Consider the following 22834-nt stretch of genomic DNA (forward strand, 5'->3'; position numbering starts at 1 on the left):
TCATAGGCTCGATGGAGGGGAGAAAAGTCATGAATAAACAGAATATGATTATACTTTCTGATACGAACGTAAATCCACTTATTCGGTTTTTATCAGGAAGTTTCCAAGGTTTGTCTTTAGAAGTGACAGAAGGACCCTATGATCAAGTTTACCAATCCCTCATGGACACATCTCATTCTGTTTGGAATAAACCTGCAAACATGTTATTTTTATGGACCGTTCCTGAAAAAGCAATTCCTTCTTTTAATAAATTAATTGATTTTAGAAGTGAGTTTAATATAAATGATATTTTAAAAGAGGTAGATTTTTTTTGCGAGCTCGTTTTGAAGCAGAAAAACAAATATAAGCATATATTTATTTCCTCTTGGTCCATTCTACCGGATTTAAGATGGATCCAAACACTTACTTGTAAACATAATAGAGGGTTAAGCAATATACTAATGCAAATGAACTTACGTTTAGCAGAAAGATTGGGTGATAGTGATCATATCATCATATTAGATACCCAATATTGGTATGCCTCACTTCAAAAAAAGAGTTATGATGCTAAAATGTATGCTTTAGGAAAAATTCGCTATTCTAGAGATTACTTTGAATTGGCTGGAAAAGAAATTCGTAGTATTATTTCTGGTTTATACGGACAATCTAGAAAGCTCATTATATGTGACTTGGATAATACTCTATGGGGAGGGATAATAGGAGACGACGGTATATCAAACATTAAGTTGGGAGGGATAGACCCTGTTGGAGAAAGCTTCCAACTATTTCAAAAAGAATTACTATTTTTAAAAAGACGTGGAATTATCTTGGCTATATGCAGCAAAAATAGTCAGGAAATTGCTATGGAAATGATAGAGACACATCCTGAAATGATACTTAGGAAAGAGGACTTTGCAGCTCTGAAAATAAATTGGGAAGATAAGGCGGGAAACATTTTAGAAATAGTGAAGGAACTCAATTTAGGCTTACAATCGGTTGTTTTCCTGGATGATAATCCCACAGAACGTGAACGAATAAAGCAAATTTTCCCTGAGGTGCTAGTACCTGAACTTCCGATAGAATTCACTCGTTATCCAGAGTTTATCCAACGTTTAGATTGTTTCGAATCTCAAGTGGTCACCAAGGAGGATCTCATTAGGACTGAGTGGTACGGCCAAGAAAAAGAAAGAGATTTAAATAGATTAAAAGTAGATTCTTTGAATGAATGGTTGCATTCCTTAGAAATCAATTTAACCGTTCATAAGCTTGATGAAACATCACTCAAAAGAGCGGTTCAGCTGTTAAACAAAACGAACCAATTTAATATGGCAACTCATAGGTATTCTGAGAAAGAGTTCTGGACTTGGAGTCTGATACCTGGGAATTTTGTTTTTATTTTTGATGTGAATGATAAATTTGGAAGTTCTGGCTCTACAGGCCTTATCTCTGTTAAACTACAACCCTATAATAAAGTGGAACTTCAGGATTTTGTAATGAGCTGTAGAGTGATGGGGAAAAACATAGAAGAGGCAATGTTGGCATACATTTGTAAGTACTTCAACACTTCAAACATAATAGCAAACTATATAGAAACGCCTAAAAATCAACCGTTTAACATTTTTATTTCTAATTGGCTAGAGATTAATGAAGAAGAACAAAAATTGTTACTTGCCGAATTGAAAATGCCAAATTATATAGCATTAATAGAAGGAGTAAATATAGATGGATAAATTTAATCGTGTACGTGAAATTGTTTCCAAAATACTGGAGGTTCCTATTTCTGAAATAAATATAGATTCTAAAAAAGAAGATTTTGAAAAATGGGACTCCTTGAACCAATTGAATTTAATAATGGAATTAGAAGCAGAATTTGCAGTGTCAATACCGATGGAGGAAATTGCAAATATTAATTCTTTAAAAGCAATATTAGGTGTTATATAAGCATGTAACAAGTGTTTATTATCATTCTGACTAGGACTAATTATAATTTAAGGAAGAAGTGACTGGAATGGAAATTATAAATTATAACGATGCGTGGTATGAAAAATTGGTTTCTTTTCTTAAGGTGAACTGGTCAGAAAAACATGTTATATACAATCAGGAGTTATTTAATTGGCAATATAAAATTCGAAATACTGAAGAATCATCATCATTACTCCTTGTGAATAATGGAATGATCGTTGGATTCCTCGGTGTTATTCCAAGTTTATATGCAGTTAATCAACGCTACGTTAATGGAGCAGGGCTTGCGATGTGGATTGTAGATGAAAAATATAGAAATAGCGGTATAGGAATTTTATTACTAAAGGAAGTAGAGAAAAACAGCTTATTAACGCTGACTTTGGGTTGTAATCTACAAGTAGCGCCTATGTATCAAAGAATGGGCTACTCTTACTCTCCGAATTTAAATAGATATGTGTACCCTCTTAAACTTGAAGGTTATGTCAGTCTGCTGCCGAAAAAAATAGACAATTCAGTCATTTATGAATGGATTCAGGAGAATCTTCTGACCCAATCCGAAATGGTCGAACCCAATGAGTTTAATGATCTGAAGGAGCTTGAAAATCTATATTTAAATAGTATTGCAAAAAAATTTTCTTTATCTCAGGTACGTGATGCTTTATTTTGGAAATGGAGATACTTGGAAAATGAGGGATATAGCTATATCATGTTTGGAGATCCTACACAGGAAGGTCTTATTGTAACTCGTTTAGAAAGTGTATATGCCCCTGAAAATCCAAAACTGGATGATTTGAAAGTATTGAGAGTTATTGAAATAATTCCTTCTTTAAATACTGTGTGGAATGGATATATTGACGAAAAATTAATTAAATTGATAAAGGGAGTATTAATTTGGGCTGAGGGTAAGGGGTGTGTGGCTGCTGATTACCAACTTAGCTCAAATCGACTGGAACATATACTATTAAAAGTAGGATTTCGATTACAAAATGCTGATTATACTCCAACTGAGTGTGGGATAGCCGGACTATTTCAGCCATTTAGAAATCTTGTGAATCCTATTAATCTTGTTTGGAAATGTAACAATGACACGGAGAATTCCATAGATATTAATGATACTTATTTAGTTAAATCGGATGGCGATATGGATCGGCCTAATATATGGCCCTTACCTGAAAGAGGTGCTAAGCTTGAATAATGTGGCCGTTATGTATCATTATGTTCGTGAGCCGGATCATTGGAATGGTATAGTACCTTTATCTCCTAAACATTTTGAGGATCAAATCGATTATATAAGTAGAACTCATAACATTATTTCTGTAAATGATATTAGAAGGAAGCATACCAAACCATGGTGCGTACTAACATTTGATGATGGGACAAAAGATCAATATACATTCGCATTTGATATTTTAAAACGCAAGGGGATTTCTGCATATTTTACAGTTATGTCAGGGCCTGCAATAAGTCAAGATATTCCGCTTGTGCATCTTGTTCACTCAGTTCTGTCATTCATATCGGATGAAGAAATGTGGGAAAGAATAAATAATAAGTTCGATACCCGAGGAGTAGAAGGAGAAAGTCAGATTTACAGCTATGAAAAAAATATTCTTCGTAGATATAACAAATATATGCTTAATTTCAAATTATCTGAGACAGAGGTCGGAATGTTTCTTAAAGATATATTTAATATTCACTTTCTTAGTAAGGAAGAGTTTATTAAGGATTTTTATTTAAATGCTGCAGAAATTAAAGAAATGCATAATGCCGGTATGGAAATTGGAATACACGGCAATCGACATTTACCATATAATCTCGATCCGCAGACGTTTTATCGAGAAGAAATTGATACATGTAAAAAATGGCTATATTCAATCGGTATAGAACCTCGTTGGTATACACCTCCATTCGGTGGAGGTAAGAACTTTCATGATATGAGAAATCAGTTAACTTCGATCTTGATTAGTAACGGTATCAATGGTGCATTTACTACACAGAAGGGTTTTATTTCTGACAATCAGGATTTTTGGATGAATCGTATTGATTGTAACCAAATTAAACAATTAATTTAATTCTACAATTGAGAAAAAAACGATAAATTAATGTTTTATAGTCATGAATTGTAATGTGAAGTATAATACATGCTGGAATAACGGCGCGATCATGTTGTTTGTCAGTAGTCTTCATATACTATGGTGTAAGGTTTTCTTCATCTTGAGTAAAATAAAGACCGTATTTGGCGTCTGGTATCCACAACGAAGTGTGGATGACAGCCAACTAATTTCTTTTTCTTTCAGTTCCCCTACAGGTAATTGATTCTCTTGAGCATCTACATGATCGGTTGGAGTAAATCTCCAATCACAAAATTAAAAGATTGACGGTATAACATAGGAGTCCAATTTAGGCTTTTAAAGTGGGTAAAAGTTCATGAATAACAACCTTTTCCTAATTTGATTTAGTAGTCTGGTTGATATGTTGAAACATCCTTTACCATTACTATCTTGGAGAAATTATTTCAACGGAGACACAAAGAGTGCGGTTATATATTGAAACTATTAAAGACCAATCTGATCTTAAAATGGCTAAAAATAGACTTATCAACCCGCCATTTACCTGATATATTCAAGATATCCCACCTTTCAACACAATCCCCAATTAATCTACAAAAAATTCCAAGAAAACATTTACTTTTCCAATTGACAATGGATAACTTTGGATGGTATTATCTGAATTGTGGGCAGAGGTTAAGGCCGAAAGCTTCACTTCATTTGATGACGAAGGGAATGTTAGTGCATGCAAGGTAAAGTAAAATGGTTCAACGCAGAAAAAGGTTACGGTTTCATTGAGACTGAAGATGGCGGCGACGTATTCGTACATTTCTCCGCAATTCAATCCGAAGGATTCAAAACTTTGGAAGAAGGTCAATCCGTAGAATTCGACATCGTCGAAGGCGCGCGTGGACCGCAAGCAGCTAACGTAATCAAATTATAATCATCCGGACAATCCGACCTACATATATGGTTAGATGGTTACCAAATTGAATTATCGCTAGCATCAGACTCCGGTACTTTCCGGGGTCTTTTTTTGTTTCAATAGATGAGAGATTTGAGAATCATCCGAGGAACATTTTTCTATTGAATTTAATAGATTTAAAAGATAGATTGAAGTTCATTTTACATATTAGATTGAGCTGGCCCAAAAACGGTTAAATACATCATCAAGCGCCTAATAATTCATACCAAGTAAATATTCGATTATGGCTGAATATGATGAAATATCGCGAAATATGGCGTTATGCCTACGTTGGCAGATGTGGCTTGAACAGATGTCATTATTCGGTCACCGGGAGTTTTTACATGGCGCTTACATTCGTGTTATAATGAAGTGGCAAAGGAAAAAGGAGGAGTGCCCTATGAATTTAAGTATTCGAGGTCAACAAATCGAGGTTACTGATGCTTTGAAGGATTATGTCGACAAAAAGTTGAGTAGACTCGAGAAGTATTTCGATGCACCCCTTAACTCTGACGGTGCTGTTACATTGAGCACGACGAGAGGTTTGCATACGGTAGAGGTGACGATCCCTTTGAAAGGCATTGTGCTCCGCGCCGAGGATGAGAGCGACGATATGTACGCATCGATTGACTCCGTGGTGGACAAGCTGGAACGTCAGATCCGCAAACACAAAACAAAAATTAACCGTAAGTTCCGCCAGGAAGGCAGCCTGAAGACACTCTTCGTTGAAGATCCAACAGGTACTGTAGCTACAGCTGAACTGGATGCGGACACGGATGACGATGATCTGGAAGTTGTACGGACGAAACGCTTTATGTTGAAACCAATGGACGTGGAAGAGGCCATCCTCCAAATGAACATGGTTGGTCACAATTTCTTCGTATTCTCCAACATTGACAGTGAAGAAGTTAGCGTTGTTTACAAACGGAACGATGGTAAGTACGGATTGATCGAACAAGGTTAATCTTAACGTACAGGATCATCGGATCGAACTTGCATATGAATATCTAATAATAATGAAGACAGGGACTGTAGTTTCCTGGATTAGACTTAACAAGAGCTTCCATCCCTTAGGGATGGGGCTCTTTTGTGCGTAGAGGAGCTGGGAAATAACCTTTGGAAATAAAATGGTGAAACTATTCCCTATGCTGCTGCGTCTAATAGATAGTAAGAATAATCATAATTGGTACAAGTTTATCACCAGATTCGGATGTTTACGAAAATATTCGTACGCCTACATTCGAGAACTGGATATGAGATTTCCATCCAAATTCACCATCAAAATTCGTTGACAGAGCTGTCTAGCCTGCAAAACGAAACATGACAATCGGACGCTTCCGCTAACGACTATGATTTTTTGCACTTAAACTCCATTTGATATGTCTCATAAGTTCAAAGAAGTGTGCCGTGGCGTGTTGCGGCGGCCCTTACAAACTGTTACAATTTATGCAAAGAGAATCATTGTCCTGATGAGGAATTGTCAACGAATGATCGCTAATCACAATCAATGACAGGCACAGCACCATGAACATGATTCGCAAGGCTCGGGCTTCGGCTAGTTTTTAATAACCGAACCCGTTTGAATACCGAATCAGCTTCATGAGGAACCCTTGGCAAGCCTGGAGTTGATTCATCTATATTACTTTTTATATTGTTTGTCACCCCCGGGCAAGTGGATGCAACATCCATCCGATGGTGTCGCGTGGCGGCAACAGGGGGTCTATTCTGTTTTGCACGAAAGGGGTATACCATGCTAGGACTTGTCAAAAAGATCTTCGGCGACATGAATGAACGTGATGTTAAACGTCTGATGAAGACGGTCGATGTGATCAATAAACTTGAACCACAATTTCAGGCGTTGTCTGATGAACAACTGAAAGGTAAAACGGACGAATACCGTGCTCGTATTGAAAAGGGAGAAACGACAGATGAACTTCTTCCAGAGGCATTTGCAACCGTACGTGAGGCATCACGTCGTGTACTGGGCAAACGTCACTACGATGTACAGATGCTGGGCGGTATCGCTCTGCATGAAGGCCGTATTTCCGAGATGAAAACGGGTGAAGGTAAAACGCTGGTAGGAACACTTCCAGTATATCTGAACGCGTTAATGTCCAAAGGTGTACACGTGGTCACAGTCAATGACTATTTGGCACAACGGGATAGCCAGGAAATGGGACAAATCTATGAGTTCATGGGCATGACGGTTGGGGTTAACCTCAGCGGTATGGACCATGCGTTGAAACAACATGCATATGCATGTGATATTACGTACGGAACGAACAATGAGTTTGGTTTTGACTATCTGCGTGACAACATGGTGCTTTACAAAGAGCAAATGGTACAACGTCCATTGTTCTTCTGTATCATTGATGAAGTAGACTCCATCCTGGTCGATGAGGCGCGTACGCCACTCATTATCTCTGGACAAGCTCAGAAGTCGACGGATATGTACTATGCAGCAGATCGTTTTGTGAAACGTTTGGTGCCGGAAGAAGACTTTACGGTAGACATTAAGGTGAAATCCGTAGCGTTGACTGAGGCGGGCGTGGCAAAAGCAGAGAAAGCATTTGGTATCGAGAACTTGTATGATCATGCCAATGTAACTCTCAACCATCACATTGTACAGGGCTTGAAAGCTAATGCAATCATGCGTCGTGACGTGGATTATGTTGTCAGTGATGAGGAAGTCATGATCGTCGATGAATTCACAGGTCGTCTGATGTCCGGACGTCGTTACAGTGATGGATTGCACCAGGCGATTGAAGCCAAAGAAGGCATTGAAGTACAAAACGAGAGCATGACGCTTGCTACGATTACCTTCCAGAACTATTTCCGGATGTACCGTAAACTTGCGGGTATGACGGGTACAGCGAAAACCGAGGAAGAAGAGTTCAAAAAAATCTACGGTCTCGAAGTACTGCAAATTCCAACCAACCGTCCGAATAAACGCGATGACATGGCAGATGTCGTGTATAAGAGCATCGATGGCAAGTTCAATGCCGTTGTAGAAGAGATCGTGGCACGCCACAGTAAGAATCAACCGATTCTGGTAGGTACAGTGTCCATTGAGAACTCTGAACGCCTGTCTGACATGCTTAAACGCCGTGGTGTCAAACACCAGGTACTGAACGCCAAGTACCACGCGGAAGAAGCAGAGATCATCTCAGGAGCTGGTCAAGCGGGTGCAGTAACGATTGCAACCAACATGGCAGGACGGGGTACAGATATTATCTTGGGTGATGGTGTAGCTGAAGTAGGCGGCCTTCATATCATCGGTACAGAGCGTCACGAATCACGCCGGATTGATAATCAGCTACGTGGCCGTGCGGGACGTCAAGGTGACCCGGGTTCAACACAATTCTACCTGTCACTGGGTGATGAATTGATGAGACGTTTCGGTGCAGACAATGTATTGAACATGATGGAGCGTCTTGGTTTTGAAGAAGACCAACCGATCGAGAGCCGGATGATTACCCGTGCAGTAGAATCAGCGCAGAAGCGTGTTGAAGGTAACAACTTTGACGTGCGTAAAGTCGTTCTCCAATATGATGATGTAATGAACCAACAACGTGAAATTATATATAAACAGCGCCGCGAGGTACTGGAGTCCGAAAATATCAAACAAATCGTTATGGATATGATCAAGCCTTCCATTGAACGTATCGTTGAAGCACATTGTAGTGTCGATATCCCGGAAAACTGGGAGCTTCAGGAAGTTGCTGATTACATGAACAGCAAACTGCTGGACGATGGTTCCATAACTAAAGATGATCTGTGGGGTAAGGAAGCAGAAGAGATCATCGAGTTCCTGTTCACGAAAGTTCAGAACAAGTACAATGCACGTGAAGAGCGAATTGGCGAAGAGATGGTTCGTGAGTTCGAGAAAGTGGTTGTGCTCCGTGCAGTAGACAGCAAGTGGATGGATCATATCGATGCAATGGATCAATTGCGTCAAGGTATCCACCTTCGCGCCTACGGTGGTACAGATCCACTGCGTGAATACCAGTTCGAAGGCTTCGAGATGTTCCATCAGATGATTGCTTCGATCCAGGAAGAAGTAGCGACTTATGTGATGAGAGCACAGATCGAGAGCAATCAGGAGCGTCAAGCGGTTGTTGAGGAAAGTCAGATCTCGACAAGCGGTGAACCTGCTGAGAAACGTCCAGTGAAGGTTTCTGACCAAATCGGACGTAACGATCCATGCCCATGCGGTAGTGGCAAGAAGTTCAAACACTGCCACGGTCAAGAGTAGTTAAAGGGTTCATTTATACACGAATGACATGAATGGCTCCTTGCAGCCGGGTATTCCATAGGATGAAGTGAAGGATGCAAAACCGATTAATGGTGCATAGTTATAATAATATGACCATGATCACGGGGAAGAGATATACTGATACAACAGTATTCTCAACACCAAGGTGACGCATCGGATACTTGATCTGGAGGAATGCCCTGGATGCGGGGAGCTTATCTTAATGAAAAGAGGAATTGCACATGATCGATCCAAACGTGAAGCATGACCTGCGTGAAATAGGCAAGAAACTAACCAACCTTAGGGGGTCTCTTTGACTTAGATCTGAAGCAAGAGATGATCGGCAACTTCGAAGTGAAGATGTCTGCCCCGGATTTCTGGGACGATAGTGACAAGGCGCAATCCGTAATCGCTGAGCTAAATGCGGTGAAGGGATCTGTGGATCAATACACCAAACTCCAACAGGATTATGATGATGCGGTGATGATGGTAGAACTGGCTGACGAGGAAGGCGACGAAGACCTCGCTGCAGAGATCGGTAGAAGCGTCACAGCGATCGTGAGCAAGGTGGCAGAGTTCGAACTTCAGCTGCTCCTGAATCAGCCGTATGATAAGATGGATGCCATTCTAGAGCTTCATCCGGGGGCAGGTGGTACCGAGTCACAGGACTGGGGACAGATGTTACTCCGGATGTACACGCGTTGGTCCGAGAAACGTGGCTTCAAGGTTGAAGTGCTGGATTATCTGCCAGGAGATGAGGCGGGAATCAAGAGCGTCACGCTATCGATCAAGGGGCACAATGCTTATGGTTATCTGAAAGCCGAGAAGGGTGTACACCGACTGGTGCGGATATCTCCTTTTGACTCATCGGGCCGTAGACATACGTCCTTCGTATCATGTGATGTGGTTCCTGAGATTGATGATACGATTGAATTGGACATTCGAACAGAGGATCTCAAGATTGATACCTACCGTGCGAGTGGCGCGGGTGGACAGCATATCAATACCACCGACTCAGCCGTGCGGATTACCCACCTTCCAACAGGTGTAGTTGTAACGTGTCAGAATGAACGTTCACAGATCAAGAACCGTGAGCGGGCGATGAAGATGCTTCGTTCGAAATTGTATGAGCGTAAAATTGAAGAGCAAAAACAACAGCTGGATGAAATCCGAGGAGATCAGTCGGATATTTCATGGGGTAGCCAGATTCGCTCCTATGTGTTCCATCCCTATAGTATGGTAAAGGATCACCGTACAAGCGTGGAGACTGGAAATACAGGGGCAGTAATGGACGGCGACCTCGATGCATTCATCGATGGTTATTTGCGTAGCCAGATTAAAGTAGAAACCGATTAATATAAGTTCCTGTATGGACCCATACGTGTAGGCGTATGCTGGTGTATACAGGAGCTTTTTTTTGAATCATTTTATAAGATATAGAGAATATGAACAAACAACTGATCAGTCACAACAAAGGAGAGCACGAGAACATGCAACAACGATCACAACTTCACAACAGCCGCAAAAAGAGGATAACTAGCCTCATTCCACTCAATGGTCCATGGAGAAACGTCGTGGACACGGTATCTATCATTTTAGGTTCGTTTTTAATTGCAGTGGCCTTTAATTTATTTTTATTACCGAATCAGATCGCTTCAGGTGGGGTGTCCGGGTTATCGATCCTGGGCAAGGAATGGCTTAATTGGGAACCGGCATATACCCAATGGGCGATTAACATCCCACTTCTAATCGCGGGTTTTCTGCTTATTGGTAAGCAGTATGGTATTCGTTCAGTCCTGGGCAGTATTGTCCTGCCGCTCTTAGTCTATCTCACAAAGGATTGGGCCATCCCAACAACGAATCCACTCCTTGGTTCACTGTATGGTGGGATTGGTGTTGGTTTAGGGATTGGAATTGTATACCGAGGTAGAGGATCAACAGGTGGCATGAGCATTCTTGCCCGAATCGTACAGAAATACAGTGGACTGAGTTATTCTCTGTGTGTCGTAATTATGGATGCTACAGTTATTATTATGGCTGCTTTTGTATTGTCATTGGAGCAATCCCTCTATGCGCTGATTGGGTTGTATGTTACCGGTAAAGTGATCGATGCCGTTGAGATGGGGTTGGGTTTCTCCAAGGTGGCTTATATTATCTCCAACCAGACGGAAGCGATTAGCAAAGTGATTCTGGATGATCTGGATCGCGGATTAACGAAGCTGGAAGCCAAAGGCGGTTACACTGACGATCAACGAACAGTACTGATGGTAGTCGTTGGGCAAAATGAGGTGCCAAGACTTAAAGCGTTGATCCGGTCTGTGGACCCAGGAGCTTTTGTCATTATCAGTAACGCGCACGAAGTGCTCGGCGAAGGTTTTAAGCGGGGAGAACATGTGTGAACGGGTTGAAAACTAATGAGTGAGCCGTGTAGGCTCATACGTTCGGAAGTTCAAGACAAGAAAAAAACAGGTACATCTTTCTCCGAAATGACGGGAGAGGATGTGCCTGTTTTTTTACTATAAATATTGACCGCTACAAAATCGGAGATAACAGACGGGAAATGGCTTCTTTGAAGCGGATAATGAGACTACGTTTTTGGTATTCATCGAGCGTCATTTCTCGCGATACATGCAGGTCGTGCTCAAAGGTTTGTACAAGTGCTGTCGCAATCGCTTCATCGTACATAAAAGCATTAACCTCAAAGTTCAACCGGAAACTGCGGTAGTCAATATTGGCGGTTCCCACGGATGCAACCAAACTGTCAATGATAAGTGTTTTGGCATGAATGAAGCCATTATCATATATAAATACTTTGGCGCCAACTTTTAGCAACTCACCAATATAAGATAGCGTAGCCCAATATACAAAGGCGTGGTCGGGTTTATTTGGAATCATAATGCGAACATCTATACCGGACAGACACGCGAGACGAATAGCTTCGAATACACTGGCATCCGGGATAAAATAAGGCGTTTGAATCAGAATCGAATGTTTGGCCCCGTTAATCATCTTAAGGTAACTGTTCTTGATATGCTCGGTCTCTGCATCAGGTCCACTGGAGACAATCTGCATGGCAATCTTTCCTGTGCCCTCGATATGAGGGAAATGCGCCGGAACATAAGGTGTGTCGTGTTGCTTGGACGCTTCATTCCAATCCAGGAGGAACCGGGTCTGCAACGCATGAACGGCATTCCCCTGAATACGCAGATGTGTGTCACGCCAGTAACCGAATTTGGAGTTCAAGCCAAGATACTCATCTCCGACATTAAACCCGCCCGTATACCCAAGGTTACCATCGATGATGACAATCTTACGGTGGTTCCGGTAGTTCATACGCAAGTTGATCAGACTGAATTTGGAGGGGAAAAAGACTTCAACCAAACCGCCTGCTTCGCGCAATTCTTTGAAAAAACGTTTTGATACCCGCCGTGATCCGAGCGCGTCATACAGCAAACGAACTTTGATGCCTTCCCGCGCTTTGCGGATGAGTGCATCCCGAATTCTTTTGCCCAGACGGTCGCTTCTATAAATGTAGTATTGTACGTGCACGTGATCCTGAGCCGCTTCGATGTCATCCAAGAGCCGCTGAAATTTATCTGTTCCATCCGTAATGATCTCGACCGCATTATCTTCCGTCACCAGAGCACCGTTCTGCTTCAGATTCATATAGATCATGTCCTGGCTAGTCTCGGTTGCTTGGTTGCGGAAAGGCGTGCGATTATCGTGCAACTGCGTGAGCTGGGCTTCAATACGTTCCTCTAGCCCGAGCTTCTTACGTTCTTTCCACTGGAAAAGCCGGTATCGGGTCAAGTTTTGACCGGTTAAAAGATAAAGTAAAAAACCAAACACCGGAATAAAGTTCAAAACGAGCAGCCAAGCCCAGGAAGCACTGGCGTCCTTCCGTTCGAAGAAAACGACTGCTGCAGCGAAAATAATATTTAGGCCCAGGAGCACAATAAGTAAAATGGATTCGATATGCACTATAGTCCCCCACGTCTCATAATGACCATCATGAATCTATTCATATGTCCTTGACTAGCAGGTTAGTTATGAATGAGACCCTGATTGTAATGTTTCCTACTAATACGTATTTTAACAGATGTATACCTGTTCGTCCCGGATGTTAAAAAAAGATATGTTCGGATTGGATGGAAATCCATGTGAAATTGATGATAGAGTGTTGTATTTATATAACCAGAGTCGTATAATAATACACAAATATGCATATAAGCGACGGAATTGCTGTGTTCAAGTATCCTTCAGGCAAGGACATAGCACAAGTAGCGCATACATCGAGATTGGGGGAGCGAGAGTGAATAACAAATTAAAAGTAGCAATCGTCGGTTCCACCGGCTACGGCGGGGTGGAGCTGATTCGTTTTTTCCAGAATCATCCGCTGGTTGAAATTACATCGGTGATCTCATCATCGAGCAGTGGTGAGTCCATCGCAGATGGATTTCCGCATTTGACGGGCGTGATTCACAGGCCACTCGACGGTGTAGATCCGGCTGAAATTGCGAGCCGTGCGGATCTGGTATTCACAGCGACCCCGTCCGGCGTAAGTGCTAAGCTCGTACCAAGCCTCCTGGCAGCAGGACTTAAGGTGATTGACCTGTCTGGCGATTTCAGACTTAAGGATGGAACAGTGTACGAAGAGTGGTACAAACATCCGGCGCCTCCAGCTGATTTGCTGGAACAAGCGGTATACGGCATGGCTGAGGTGTATGGCGAAGAAGTGAAGGGGCAGAATTTTATATCCAACCCGGGCTGTTATCCAACGGCTACACTTCTTGGACTGATCCCTGCAGTAGAGGCAGGCTGGATTGATCCTTCTACTATTATTATTGATGCCAAATCAGGCGTATCCGGAGCGGGACGTGGAACAAGTCTGACAAATCATTATGCAGAGATGAATGAGAATCTCAAAGCCTACAAACTGAATAAACATCAACATATTCCCGAGATCGAACAAGTGCTTGGCAGTATAACGGGAACGCCTGTAACGGTTACCTTTACAACACATCTGGTGCCAATGACACGTGGAATCATGAGTACGATGTATGCAAAACTCATTGGGGAACACAGCGATCGGGAGATCGTAGATTTATACCGCAAATATTATGAGAACAGACCTTTCGTACGTGTACGTGAACCGGGCATCTGGCCTTCTACCAAAGAAGTGTACGGATCCAACTATTGTGATATCGGATTTGCGGTAGATCCTCGCACAGGGCGTTTGACCATTATTTCGGTCATCGACAACCTGGTGAAGGGTGCATCCGGGCAAGCGATTCAAAATATGAACCTGATGATGGGATGGGAGGAGAACCTCGGGCTGAACATGACACCGGTATATCCATAAGGGATTGGAATTCAGGAGGAGTACTGGAACATTCAGTGTAAAGTGCTTTCTCGAAGTCATTTATGGAGATTGGATCAGGTTAAGCAGGCGGATCATCGGCATATAGCTGAACGCATACGGGGGATATGATATGGGAACGAATGTGGAGCAACAGAGTTTTACCGTGGTTGAGAACGGAACAATTGTAACCCCTGGGGGATTCACTGCTGGTGGACTTCACTGCGGATTGAAAAAGACATCTCGGAATGACATCGGAGCGATCCGATGTGATGTACCGGCTACAGCTGCTGCTGTATATACAACGAATGTGTTTCAAGCCGCACCACTCAAAGTTACGCGCGAAAGCTTAAACAATGGCCGACTTCAAGCCGTTATCGTTAACAGTGGTAATGCCAATGCATGTACAGGGCAACAAGGTGAAGAAGATGCTTATGCGATGCGCTCGGCCGCTGCGCGTGAGTTGGGTGTGGCAGAAGAGGACGTTGCAGTGGCCTCCACAGGTGTCATTGGGGAATTGCTCAAAATGGATGCTGTACATTCAGGCATCACCGGACTTCCAGCGCATATGGGCAAGGAGTCGAATGAGGCGGAACAATTTTCACAAGCGATTCTGACAACGGATTTGGTGAAAAAGGAAGCTTGCGTCTCCGTTCTGGTTAACGGCAAGACGGTTACGATTGCGGGTGCCGCCAAAGGCTCGGGGATGATTCATCCGAATATGGCGACGATGCTCGCTTTCATGACCTCTGACGCGGTCATTGGTGCAGAAGCGTTGCAGCGCCTGCTGCGCCAGGCAACCAATCACACATTTAACATGATTACCGTCGATGGCGATACAAGTACAAACGACATGCTGGTAGCCATGTCCAGTGGATATGCAGGCAATGAAGAGCTGACAACAGAGCACCCGGATTGGGACGCTTTTGCAGCTGGCTTCACCTATGTATGCCAAGTGCTGGCCAAAGCCATTGCTCGCGATGGTGAAGGAGCAACCAAGCTGGTAGAGGTAGAAGTGACTGGTGCGGTAAGTGATGAATCCGCTCAAGCGATTGCCAAAACCGTCATCGGGTCCAGTCTGGTCAAATCAGCCATGTTTGGCGCTGACGCTAACTGGGGACGGATTATTGCAGCCGTAGGGCGTGCAGGACAACCAGTGAACCCGGATACGGTAAATATTCGGTTGGGAGAGATCTCGGTACTTGAACAATCCCGTCCAGTCGTTTTCGACGAAGAATTGGCACTGGCGTATTTACAGACCGATACAGTTCGCATTGTGGTGGATCTGCACCACGGCGAAGGAACGGCAACAGCCTGGGGCTGTGACCTGACGTATGACTACGTCCGAATTAACGCAGCATACCGTACGTAATAAGCCTTAGCATTTATTCTATTGAAGCTAACAGCTTCCCTATGAGAAGCTGTATGGTAAATATATAGAAAATCTATAAGGATTGAACTTTATTTGGTCTTTGAGATAACTGGCGAAGGCAGTGGAGAAGACGGAATCGATTCTGTAGAAGCGAAGCGTTCGCCTTTGTCTCCGGGTTTCCCCTTTATAAAGGGAATCAAAAAACCTGGAGACAACAGCGATCAAAAGAACGATCCGGATTCGAAACGATCAGCCACCGAATATCTCTTCAATTAAGTGTTAAGCCTTTTAGAATATTTGAACGAAAGGAGCTTGCCCCCATGAATTCAACAATGCCAAACAAGAGTACCGCAACGGAAGCGAGCACAGAGAAACAGATGTTTGTCATGAAATGTGGAGGCAGCACGCTGGCAGCATTGCCTGAGTCCTTCTTTGCGGATCTGCGTGATTTGCAGTCTCAGGGCACGCAGCCAGTAATCGTGCATGGCGGAGGTCCTGCGATCTCGGATAACCTGGCGAAGCTTGGTATCGAAACTGAATTCGTTAATGGCCTGCGCAAAACAACTGAACCTGTGCTGGACGTAGTGGAGATGGTGCTTGCGGGCAGTATCAACAAACAGATCGTGCGCCTGATCCAACGTGTGGGCGGTCGTGCACTAGGCTTGTCTGGCGTGGACGGTGGCCTGATTCAGGCTAAACCTGTTACAAACCACGCAGAGATCGGTTGGGTAGGCGATGTCACGGGTGTGAACGCAGAAATTATCCAAGGCATCGTGAACATGGGTTACATGCCGGTTATCGCGCCAGTTGGTGTGGATGCCACCGGACAACGCTACAACATCAACGCAGATACAGCTGCGGGTGCTGTGGCGTCTCATCTTGGCGTAAGTCGGATGATTGTCGTGACCGACGTTCCTGGCATCATGAAGAACGTAGGCGGCGAGAAAAAAGTACTGCCATCCGTATCTGTACAAGAGATCGAGGATATGATCCAAACCGGAGAAATCTATGGCGGCATGATTCCCAAAGTGCGTGCAGCAATCGCATGTATTCATGGTCAAGTACGTGAGGTCATCATCGTAGACGGAAGCGAACCACAGATCCTGAGCCGAGTGCTTGGTGGAGAAATCATCGGAACAAAAATTATCCGTATGCAATAATTATTCTCAGTGCGCTAGGGTCTTCATGGTTTGATAGTAAATAAAAAATATGTGCACGGCTTTTTTATGTGAAGATTGAACATCACACAATAACGTAGAGGACAGAAATAACCTGAAGAAGCGAAGCGTGCGCCTTTATCCCCGGATTTCCACCTTTAAGGGACAATCAAAAAAATCCGGGGATAACAGCGATCGGAAGGTTGTTCTGTCATCGAAGTGACAAGTGTAAAGTTAAGGTGTTCTCATAATGAGTGTCGTTGCACCAACCAATAGGAGTGATATGGTCATGGCAAAAGGCAACGAACAGCCAGGTTCTGGCACAGCGGTAGCGGGCGCAACAGCAACAAGTGCAGCGGCACAGACGGAAAGCTCGCTTTTCCAAACGTATGCACGTTATCCAATCAGTCTGGTCAAAGGTAAAGGCAGCTGGCTGTGGGATGATCAGGGCAACCGTTATCTCGATTTCATGTGCGGACTCGCTGTAACTAGCCTGGGCCATGCACCGGAGAAAGTTGGAGCCAAGCTGAAAGCTCAGATTGATGAGTTGTGGCATGTGTCCAACCTGTTCCAGATTCCGGGCCAGGAGAAGGCAGCAGCATTGCTGACAGCCAATACATGCGCTGACGCAGTGTTCTTCTGTAACAGTGGTGCCGAAGCGAACGAAGCAGCTATTAAAGTAGCACGTCGTTATCACCAGAAGGTGAAGGGCACAGATCGCTATGAAGTGATCACATTTGCCCAGTCCTTCCATGGACGGACACTCGCTACACTGACAGCAACCGGACAGGATAAGGTGAAAGAAGGATTTTTGCCATTGCCAGCCGGATTTGTAACCGTACCTTTGCATGATATCCCTGCCCTTGAAGCGGCAATTGGACCCAACACAGCAGCGATTATGCTGGAAATGGTTCAGGCCGAGGGTGGTGTATACCCGGTTGAACCAGAATTCGTCAAACATGTACGGAAATTGTGTGACGAGCATGGGTTACTGCTCATTGTTGATGAAGTACAGACCGGAATGGGACGTACAGGTAAGCTGTTTGCACACGAACATTATGGCATTGAGCCGGACGTGTTCACCGTTGCCAAAGGTATCGGTAGTGGTTTCCCTGTAGGCGCGATGCTGGGTAAAGGCTTCCTGCGGGATGCGTTCACGCCAGGTAGCCATGCGACAACATTTGGCGGAACACCACTTGCTTCATCCGTTGTGATTGCTACAATTGAAACGATGCTGGAAGATCGTTTGCCAGAGCGTGCAGCGGAGATGGGTGAATACCTGATGAGCTCCCTGCGGAATCGTTTGGCAGGCAATTCCTTTGTAAAAGAAGTTCGTGGTTTGGGATTGTTGGTCGGCATTGAATGTGCTGAGCCGGTAGGTGATATTGTGCTTGCTGGGCAAAAACGCGGTATCTTGTTTGTCTCTGCAGGACCGAATGTGATTCGTTTGCTTCCGAACCTGTATGTGAGCAAAGAAGAGATCGACGAGGCAGTATCCCTTGTAGCTACATTGATCGAAGAGCACGTAGCGGCGAAAGCCTAACATAAAAATGAGAACCTTTCTGTCTCGGGGCCATTACCGGCCTCGAAGCAGAACGAGATGATGAATCCCTGTAGCCGCGCGGTGAACTCGCAGAAGGTGGAAATGAATACATTTGAGAAGCACGAAGCCAAAGTGTCAATGTTGCTCTCTCTTCTGCCCATGCGGGTGCAGGGAACCGGAAATAAGGAGGACATTATAGATGACAGCACAACAGACGGAAAAGATTCAGAAGATTGATCTGAGAGGCCGGGATTTTATCGAATTCACGGACTACACGGCAGAGGAGATTCGTTATCTGCTTGATCTCGCGATCGAGATTAAAGGCAAGCAAAAAAACGGTGTACCTTTTCAACCGTTGAAGGGTAAAACGATCGGACTTATTTTTGAAAAATCATCCACACGTACGCGTGTATCCTTTGAAGTGGGCATGTTCCAATTGGGCGGACACGCACTCTTCCTGAGCAAAAATGATATCCAGCTGGGTCGCGGGGAAACAACACATGATACAGCCAAAGTGTTGTCCCGTTACCTGGACGGCATCATGATCCGTACCTTTGGACACCATAATGTAACTGAACTGGCAGAGCATGCGGATGTTCCGGTCATTAACGGCCTGAGCGATGCAGCGCATCCTTGTCAGGTTCTGGCAGACTTCCAAACGGTGCTGGAACACAAAGGCAAGCTCGCAGGTCTGAAAATGGCTTACATCGGAGATGGCAACAACATGGCACATTCCCTGATGCTCGGAGCAGCGAAGATGGGTATGCATGTTGCTGTAGCAACGCCAGAAGGTTATGAGCCGGATAGCGCAGTTGTGGAGCAGGCACGCATTATCGCACAAGAGAGCGGTTCTGAAGTGACTGTAACCTACAGTGCACAAGAAGCAGCCAAAGATGCAGATATCGTGTATACGGATGTATGGGCTAGCATGGGCTTTGAGGAAGAGCAGAAGATTCGTGAGCAGGCATTTGCGGCATATCAAGTGGACGAGGAACTGATGAAAGGCGCGAAGCCGGACTACATGTTCCTGCATTGTCTGCCAGCACACCGCGGCGAAGAAGTGAGTGCCGGTGTAATTGACGGGCCAAACTCCCTGATCTTTGATCAGGCGGAGAATCGCTTGCATGCACAGAAAGCATTGATGGCTGCGTTAATGAGCGAATAGCTGCTATTTCATTGAATGGGTTGATTTTAGGCGCAGATTTCGCGATGATAGATTAAAGTTTATAGTAACTGATCTTGGGGAGGACCACTGAACATGGCTAAGGAAAAAATTGTGCTCGCGTATTCAGGCGGGTTGGACACATCTGTAATTTTGAAATGGTTGAAAGAAACATATGATGCTGAGATTATCGCTTTCACTGCGGATATCGGACAAAAGGATGAATTGGATGGCTTGGAGGAAAAAGCACTGGCAACAGGCGCTTCCAAAGTATACATTGACGATCTACGCGATGAATTCGCAAAAGATTTCATCTATCCGATGTTCCAGGCAGGTGCCCTCTATGAAGGACAATACCTGCTTGGCACAAGTATTGCTCGTCCACTGATCGCTAAACGCATGGTGGATATCGCTCGTGCAGAAGGCGCTACAGCCATCGCTCACGGCGCTACGGGTAAAGGAAATGACCAAGTTCGTTTTGAGCTGAACGCGGCTGCGCTGACACCCGACATTAACGTCATTGCACCTTGGCGTCTGGAAGAATTCCGCAACCAGTTCCCGGGACGCGCCGAGATGATTGCTTACGCTGAAAAACATGGCATTCCGGTAACCGCATCTGCGGCTAAACCATACTCCACAGACCGTAACTTGCTGCATATCAGCTATGAGAGCGGTGTGCTAGAAGATCCTTGGTTCGATCCAAGCGCGGACGAGAACAAAGACATGTTCCTGCTGAGCAGTGCACCTGAAGATGCACCAGATCAAGCGGAATATGTTGAGCTTGAATTCGAACAAGGCGACTGTGTTGCTCTGAACGGTGAGCGCTTGAGCCCGCTGCAAGTAATGGAGCAACTGAACGAGCTGGGTGGCAAACATGGCATTGGCCGTGTAGATATGGTTGAGAACCGTTTTGTTGGTATGAAGAGCCGTGGCGTGTACGAAACACCAGGTGGAACAATCTTGTTCACTGCTCATCGCAAAATGGAATCCATCACGATGGACCGTGAAGTGATGAACCTGCGTGATAGCCTGATCACACGTTACAGCACACTGGTATACAACGGTTTCTGGTTCGCACCGGAACGTCTGGCGCTGCAAGCGCTGGTGACTGAAAGCCAGAAGAACGTAACAGGTACCGTTCGTGTGAAATTGTATAAAGGCAACATCATCGGCGCAGGTGTGAAAAGTCCTGTCAGCCTCTACAATCCGGACATCGCAACGATGGAAGCTGATCCAACGCAAGCTTACGATCAAGGCGATGCAACAGGCTTTATCCGCCTGAATGCACTGCGTTTGAAAGTAAACTCCGGTGTGGAGCAAAACAAAAACTAACTTCAACCCGCATACTAGAGCGACACTAATATAATTGACAAGACAGGCCGTTCTTGCACATCTGGCAGGAGCGGCTTTGTCCATGAGCGAAAGGGGAGTACTCACTGTGAGCAAGCTGTGGGGAGGACGTTTTACGAAACAAACCAATCATTTGGTTGAGGAATATACGGCATCGATTAACTTTGACAAAGCTTTGGCTGAGGAAGACATTCAAGGAAGTCTGGCCCATGTGACGATGCTGGGCAAATGTGGTATTCTTCCGGCGGAAGATGTAGAGACCATCAAAGAAGGACTGATCACCGTTCTGCACAAAATCCGTGCGGGTGAAGTGGAATTCTCCGTATCGGACGAAGACATCCACATGAATATTGAGAAAAACCTGATCGAGACGATTGGCCCTGTAGGTGGCAAGTTACATACAGGCCGTAGCCGGAACGACCAAGTTGCAACGGATATGCACCTATACTTGCGTGAGCGCGTGGTTGGATTTGTAGGCATGCTGCATTCCTTACAGGAAGCACTGATTGGACAAGCAAAAGATAACCTCGATACCATTGTACCGGGTTATACGCATCTTCAACGGGCACAGCCGATTCTGTTCGCCCATCACCTGATGGCGTATGTCTCCATGTTCCAACGGGATGCGGAGCGTCTGATGGACAGCTACAAACGCATTAACATCCTGCCACTGGGCGCAGGTGCGCTTGCAGGCACAACATTCCCGATTGACCGTCATTTTGTGGCGGAACAACTGGGCTTTGATGGCGTGTACGAGAACAGTCTGGACGCAGTAAGTGACCGTGACTTTATCGTTGAGTTCCTGGCAGCCGCTTCCCTCATCATGACTCACTTGTCCCGTCTGAGTGAAGAGCTGGTGCTGTGGAGCAGCACGGAGTTTGGATTCGTTGAACTGGACGATGCGTTCTGCACAGGCAGCAGCATTATGCCTCAGAAGAAAAACCCGGATGTTCCTGAACTCGTTCGTGGTAAAACAGGACGTGTGTACGGCAACCTGATCGGTTTGCTGACGGTATTGAAATCTCTTCCACTGGCATACAACAAAGACATGCAGGAAGACAAAGAAGGCATGTTTGACACAGTGGCGACGCTGGAGGGTGCGCTGCAACTGTTTGCTCCAATGATCGCGACAATGACCGTGAACAAGGATCGGATGCGTCAAGCGGTCAACCAGGATTTCTCCAACGCTACGGATATTGCCGACTTCCTCGTGGGCGAAGGCTTGCCTTTCCGTCAGGCACATGAAGTGATTGGTAAAACGGTACTGTACTGCATCCAGAACAGCAAGTATTTGCTGGATCTGACGATTGATGAATTCCGTCAGTTCTCACCACTGTTTGATGAACGCATCTATGACGTACTGCAACCAGAAGCTGTTGTGAACGCTCGTAATGTTTACGGCGGAACAGCTTCGGGTCAAGTTGCTGAAGCGATTGGACGCAGTGAGAAGGTACTGGAGATCACCGAGGAATGGATTACGAACCGCGGTTAATACCACCGCTACTATAAGGAACCCTTACAGATACAACAGTATAACAAAGAAGCAGGCCAGAGAACTTTGTTCTCAACGGCCTGCTTTTTTGTGTTTTACAGCGATGTGCTCTAGATATATTGAACTCAACCGCGAACGGAAGGTAGGTTGTTCTACTATCGGAGTACCAGTTTAGTTATTCGCGGTAGCTCCAT

The 22834-nt window shown here is 44.6% G+C and carries 18 protein-coding genes; 17 read left to right on the plus strand and 1 reads right to left on the minus strand.

The window, feature by feature from the left end; genetic code table 11:
* The first annotated feature begins 29 nt into the window (after positions 1-29).
* The 9 genes from IFU39_RS23070 to IFU39_RS23110 all read left to right on the plus strand — a co-directional run bounded on the left by IFU39_RS23070 (position 30) and on the right by IFU39_RS23110 (position 11604).
* The gene (locus IFU39_RS23070) at positions 30-1709 is read left to right on the plus strand and encodes an HAD-IIIC family phosphatase (RefSeq protein ID WP_192135054.1); all 1680 of its coding nucleotides are present in this window, start codon (positions 30-32) and stop codon (positions 1707-1709) included.
* Positions 1702-1920 carry an acyl carrier protein gene (locus tag IFU39_RS23075; protein ID WP_192135057.1) on the plus strand — a complete coding sequence of 73 codons (219 nt, stop codon included), beginning with the start codon at positions 1702-1704 and terminating at the stop codon, positions 1918-1920. Before IFU39_RS23070 ends, IFU39_RS23075 begins: the two co-directional genes overlap by 8 nt.
* Positions 1921-1987: 67 nt before the next feature.
* Positions 1988-3136 carry a GNAT family N-acetyltransferase gene (locus IFU39_RS23080; RefSeq protein ID WP_192135059.1) on the plus strand — a complete coding sequence of 383 codons (1149 nt, stop codon included), beginning with the start codon at positions 1988-1990 and terminating at the stop codon, positions 3134-3136.
* Between the two features lies 1 nt (position 3137).
* Positions 3138-4010 carry a polysaccharide deacetylase family protein gene (locus tag IFU39_RS23085; RefSeq protein ID WP_261313691.1) on the plus strand — a complete coding sequence of 291 codons (873 nt, stop codon included), beginning with the start codon at positions 3138-3140 and terminating at the stop codon, positions 4008-4010.
* 721 nt (positions 4011-4731) lie between these two features.
* On the plus strand, positions 4732-4929 hold the full coding sequence (locus IFU39_RS23090) for a cold shock domain-containing protein (RefSeq protein WP_024631599.1): 198 nt from the start codon (positions 4732-4734) through the stop codon (positions 4927-4929).
* A gap of 421 nt (positions 4930-5350) precedes the next feature.
* The gene (hpf, locus tag IFU39_RS23095; RefSeq protein WP_047840659.1) at positions 5351-5914 is read left to right on the plus strand and encodes a ribosome hibernation-promoting factor, HPF/YfiA family; all 564 of its coding nucleotides are present in this window, start codon (positions 5351-5353) and stop codon (positions 5912-5914) included.
* Positions 5915-6700: 786 nt separating this feature from the next.
* On the plus strand, positions 6701-9205 hold the full coding sequence (gene secA, locus IFU39_RS23100; protein WP_192135063.1) for a preprotein translocase subunit SecA: 2505 nt from the start codon (positions 6701-6703) through the stop codon (positions 9203-9205).
* Between the two features lie 242 nt (positions 9206-9447).
* A protein-coding gene (gene prfB, locus IFU39_RS23105) for a peptide chain release factor 2 (protein ID WP_101313559.1) occupies positions 9448-10561 on the plus strand; the annotation gives its coding sequence in 2 pieces (ribosomal slippage) (positions 9448-9519 and positions 9521-10561; 1113 coding nt in all).
* A 134-nt stretch (positions 10562-10695) separates the two neighbouring features.
* On the plus strand, positions 10696-11604 hold the full coding sequence (locus tag IFU39_RS23110) for a YitT family protein (protein WP_091013287.1): 909 nt from the start codon (positions 10696-10698) through the stop codon (positions 11602-11604).
* A 133-nt stretch (positions 11605-11737) separates the two neighbouring features.
* On the opposite strand, the gene cls is transcribed toward IFU39_RS23110, so the two are convergent.
* Positions 11738-13186, minus strand: coding sequence for a cardiolipin synthase (gene cls / locus IFU39_RS23115; protein WP_192135065.1), 1449 nt, complete (start codon positions 13184-13186; stop codon positions 11738-11740).
* Positions 13187-13517: 331 nt separating this feature from the next.
* On the opposite strand from cls, the gene argC reads away from it, so the two are divergent.
* The 8 genes from argC to argH all read left to right on the plus strand — a co-directional run bounded on the left by argC (position 13518) and on the right by argH (position 22640).
* Complete coding sequence (gene argC / locus IFU39_RS23120) at positions 13518-14567, plus strand: N-acetyl-gamma-glutamyl-phosphate reductase (protein WP_192135067.1); 1050 nt, start codon at positions 13518-13520, stop codon at positions 14565-14567.
* Between the two features lie 130 nt (positions 14568-14697).
* Entirely contained in the window at positions 14698-15936 is a 1239-nt protein-coding gene (gene argJ, locus IFU39_RS23125; protein ID WP_192135069.1) for a bifunctional glutamate N-acetyltransferase/amino-acid acetyltransferase ArgJ, read from the plus strand.
* Between the two features lie 93 nt (positions 15937-16029).
* The gene (locus IFU39_RS23130) at positions 16030-16212 is read left to right on the plus strand and encodes a hypothetical protein (RefSeq protein WP_192135071.1); all 183 of its coding nucleotides are present in this window, start codon (positions 16030-16032) and stop codon (positions 16210-16212) included.
* Positions 16213-16256: 44 nt separating this feature from the next.
* Positions 16257-17096: an acetylglutamate kinase gene (argB, locus tag IFU39_RS23135; protein ID WP_091013051.1), complete on the plus strand. Its 840-nt coding sequence runs from the start codon at positions 16257-16259 to the stop codon at positions 17094-17096.
* 286 nt (positions 17097-17382) lie between these two features.
* Positions 17383-18636 carry an aspartate aminotransferase family protein gene (locus tag IFU39_RS23140; RefSeq protein WP_091013054.1) on the plus strand — a complete coding sequence of 418 codons (1254 nt, stop codon included), beginning with the start codon at positions 17383-17385 and terminating at the stop codon, positions 18634-18636.
* A gap of 199 nt (positions 18637-18835) precedes the next feature.
* On the plus strand, positions 18836-19801 hold the full coding sequence (argF, locus tag IFU39_RS23150) for an ornithine carbamoyltransferase (RefSeq protein WP_091013055.1): 966 nt from the start codon (positions 18836-18838) through the stop codon (positions 19799-19801).
* A 93-nt stretch (positions 19802-19894) separates the two neighbouring features.
* On the plus strand, positions 19895-21130 hold the full coding sequence (locus IFU39_RS23155; protein ID WP_017692004.1) for an argininosuccinate synthase: 1236 nt from the start codon (positions 19895-19897) through the stop codon (positions 21128-21130).
* 106 nt (positions 21131-21236) lie between these two features.
* Complete coding sequence (gene argH / locus IFU39_RS23160; protein WP_192135140.1) at positions 21237-22640, plus strand: argininosuccinate lyase; 1404 nt, start codon at positions 21237-21239, stop codon at positions 22638-22640.
* The last annotated feature ends 194 nt before the right edge of the window (positions 22641-22834 follow it).

Origin of the sequence: Paenibacillus sp. CFBP 13594 (genome assembly GCF_014842675.1) — a bacterium.
GTDB lineage: Bacteria > Bacillota > Bacilli > Paenibacillales > Paenibacillaceae > Paenibacillus > Paenibacillus amylolyticus_B.